Raw genomic sequence first — 3,143 nt, 5'->3', positions numbered from 1 at the left:
CGCTCGGCGGATTCGGCAGGCTCGGACCGGCGATCGGGCGGTTCCTCACCGACGAGCGGCTGCGCAGGCTGTTCTCGTTCCAGTCGCTGTATGCCGGCCTGGATCCGGCGCGCGCCCTGGCCGCCTACGCGGTGATCTCGTACATGGACACGGTGGCGGGTGTGTACCACCCGCGCGGGGGAATGGGCGCCCTCGGCCGCGCCCTGGCGGGAGCACTCGGACGCGCGGGTGGCGAGGTGCGCACCGGAACCCGGGTGGCGTGGCTGGAACGGTCGTCGTCGCGGGTGTCGGCCGTGGTCACGGCCGAGGGGGAACGTCTGGCGTGTGACGCGGTGGTGCTGGCCACCGAACTGACCACGGCCTACGCCCTGCTGGGTGCGCGGCCCCGGCGTCCCGTGCCGCTCCGGTACTCCCCGTCGGCCGTCGTCCTGCACGGGAGCACCCACCGGGAGTGGCAGGCTCTCGACCACCACACCCTGTTCTTCGGGGGCGCGTGGCGGCGCACCTTCGCCGAGATCGCGCGCGAGGGACGGCTGATGAGCGATCCGTCGCTGCTGGTGACCCGGCCGACGGCGACCGACCCGGCCCTCGCGCCGCCGGGCAGGCAGGTGATCTCGGTACTGGCCCCGGCGCCGAACCTGCACACCGGGCGGCTGGACTGGCCGGGACTGGCCCCCGCCTACCGCGACGAACTGCTGCACACGCTGGCCGGGCGCGGTCTGGACGGGTTCGCCCACGACGTCACGATCGACGAGGTGGTCACCCCCCGGACGTGGGCGGAGCGGGGCCTCGCCGCGGGCACCCCGTTCTCGCTGTCCCACACCCTCCTCCAGACGGGGCCGTTCCGCCCCGCCAACCGGGTCCGGGGGATCGACAACGTGGTACTCGCCGGGTGCGGCACCGTGCCCGGCGTCGGCATCCCACCCGTGCTGATCTCCGGACGCCTCGCCGCCGCGCGCCTCACCGGTGAGCACCGCACCCGCCGTCGTCCGCGCGCGGGTGCGTCGTCCTCAGTACGCTCGACGTCATGACCACGACGAACCGCAGAGTCCGCATCGGACTCCAGCTGCAGCCGCAGCACGCCGAGTACGCCGACATGCGGCGCACCGCCGTCGAGGCGGAGAACCTCGGTGCCGACATGGTGTTCAACTGGGACCACTTCTACCCGCTCAGCGGTGACCCGGACGGCAAGCACTTCGAGTGCTGGACCATGCTCGGCGCCTGGGCGGAGACGCTGTCCCGGGTGGAGATCGGCGCGTTGGTGACCTGCAACAGTTACCGCAACCCGGACCTGCTCGCGGACATGGCGCGCACGGTCGACCACATCAGCGGCGGCAGGCTGATCCTCGGCATCGGGGCGGGCTGGTTCGAGAAGGACTACGTCGAATACGGCTACGAGTTCGGTACCGCGGGGAGCAGGTTGGCCGACCTGGCCGAGTCGCTGCCGCGCATCCGGCGCAGGCTGGACAAACTCAACCCGCCGCCGACCCGTCGGATCCCGATCCTGGTCGGTGGCGGCGGCGAGAAGAAGACGCTGCGGCTGACGGCCGAACACGCCGACATCTGGCACGGATTCGGCGACGTGGACACCGCCGGGCGCAAGGTCGAGATCCTCGACCGGCACTGTGCCGACGTCGGACGCGACCCGGCCGACATCGAACGGTCCGTGGGGGTGAGCGGCAGCCCCGCCGCGTCCGGCGACCAACTGCTCGACCTCGGCATCACGACGTTCACGGTCCCGGCGAGCGGCCCGGAGTACGACCTGACCACATTGCGTGAGTGGCTGGCCTGGCGGGACGAGAAGAACCGCTGATCGGTCGGTTCTGCAACGCAACTCTTTCCTTACGGTGACTGACCGGTAACACTGTCGGCATGCTCGCCGTGTGGAATGCGACGCCCGCGCACACCTTTCCGGTGCACGGGCGCGACCGGGAACTCACCGCGCTGACCGGGGTGCTCGACGAGGCCTCCCGGGGCAGGGGAGCGGCGCGTGTCGTCGTGGGCCGGTCCGGTGTCGGCAAGACGGCACTGCTCGACGAGGTCGCCGACCGGGCCGAAACGTTCCGGGTGCTGCGCACCCGGGGGACGGTCGCCGAGTCGGAGGTGCCGTTCGCCGGTCTGCACCAGCTGTTGCGGCCACTGGACCACCTGCTGTCCCGGCTTCCCGCCGGGCAGGCGGAGGCGCTGCACCGGGCGTTCGGGCTGTGCGCCGAGGTCGAGCCGATCACGGTGCGCGCCGCCACCCACGCCCTGCTGTCCGCCGCCGCGGCGGAGGGGCCGACGCTGTGCTGTGTGGACGCGGCGCACGAGCTCGACACCGAGTCGCTGGCCGCGCTGGCGTTCGCCGCCCGCAGGCTCGACCACCTGGGCGTGGTCGTCCTGTTCGGCACCGACCACGCGATCCCGGCGGAGCGGGCCGAGTTCCTGGCCGAGCTGCCGCGCCTGCGGCTCGGGCCGTTGGAACCCGGGGCCGGGCACCGGGTGCTGCGGGACCACCTCGGGCCCGCACTGCCCCACGACCTGGCCGACAGCCTGCTCGACGTCGCCGACGGCAACGTGCTCGCCCTGGTCGAGCTCGCCTCGGCCGTCACGGTGGACCAGCTCAGCGGCCGCACCGACCCACCGACCGGACTTCCGGGCGACAGCAGACTGTGCGCCACGGTCCGCAGGCGCCTGGCGGCGCTGTCGCCCGCGGGCCGGCGGGTCGTCGTGCTCGCCGCCGTGGACCACCGGCTCGACCGGCGCACGCTGGACCGGGTGTGGGCCGCCACCGGGGAGGATGCGGACGCGCTGACCGACGCGGTCGACTCCGGGCTGATCGAGGTCTCCGGGGAGATCGTGCACCCGGCCGAGGCCGTGCCCGGATGCACCCTGCTCGCCGCCACCGATCCGGGGGAAGCGCACCGGGCGCACCGGCTCCTGGCGGACGTGGCGGATCCGGTGGCCGACCGGTACCGCGTGGTGTGGCACCGGGCCGCGACCGCCGGGACACCGTCGGACGATCTGGTCCGCGAACTGGACGAGGTCGCCGAACGGGCACGGGCGGGGGCGGACCATGTCGAGGCGGCGGCCGCGAGCGAGCGGGCCGCCGCGCTGTCCGCCGACGACACGGACCGCGCGCGCAGGCTGGTGTCGGCGGCAGG

3 protein-coding genes are annotated in these 3,143 nt (G+C 73.5%); all 3 read left to right on the top strand.

Features of this window, described 5'->3' with window-relative positions; all coding sequences use genetic code 11:
• On the top strand, positions 1-1,031 hold a 1,031-nt coding region (crtI, locus tag ACTIR_RS22430; RefSeq protein ID WP_034239137.1), incomplete at its 5' end, for a phytoene desaturase family protein.
• Positions 1,028-1,813, top strand: coding sequence for an LLM class F420-dependent oxidoreductase (locus tag ACTIR_RS0108700; RefSeq protein ID WP_026453971.1), 786 nt, complete (start codon positions 1,028-1,030; stop codon positions 1,811-1,813). The genes crtI and ACTIR_RS0108700, both read left to right, overlap by 4 nt.
• Positions 1,814-1,872: 59 nt before the next feature.
• A partial coding sequence (locus tag ACTIR_RS0108695; protein WP_034239134.1) for an AAA family ATPase occupies positions 1,873-3,143 on the top strand: 1,271 nt, incomplete at its 3' end.

This window comes from Saccharomonospora iraqiensis subsp. iraqiensis (genome assembly GCF_000430445.1).
GTDB classification, from domain to species: Bacteria; Actinomycetota; Actinomycetes; order Mycobacteriales; family Pseudonocardiaceae; genus Saccharomonospora; species Saccharomonospora iraqiensis.
Note: the sequence above shows the minus strand (reverse complement) of the source record. Positions and strands in the feature narration are given on the sequence as shown.

Bases quoted from the DNA above. Each gene is read 5' to 3' on its own strand.
- ACTIR_RS0108700 (WP_026453971.1), top strand. From the start codon at position 1,028: ATGACCACGACGAACCGCAGAGTCCGCATCGGACTCCAGCTGCAGCCG.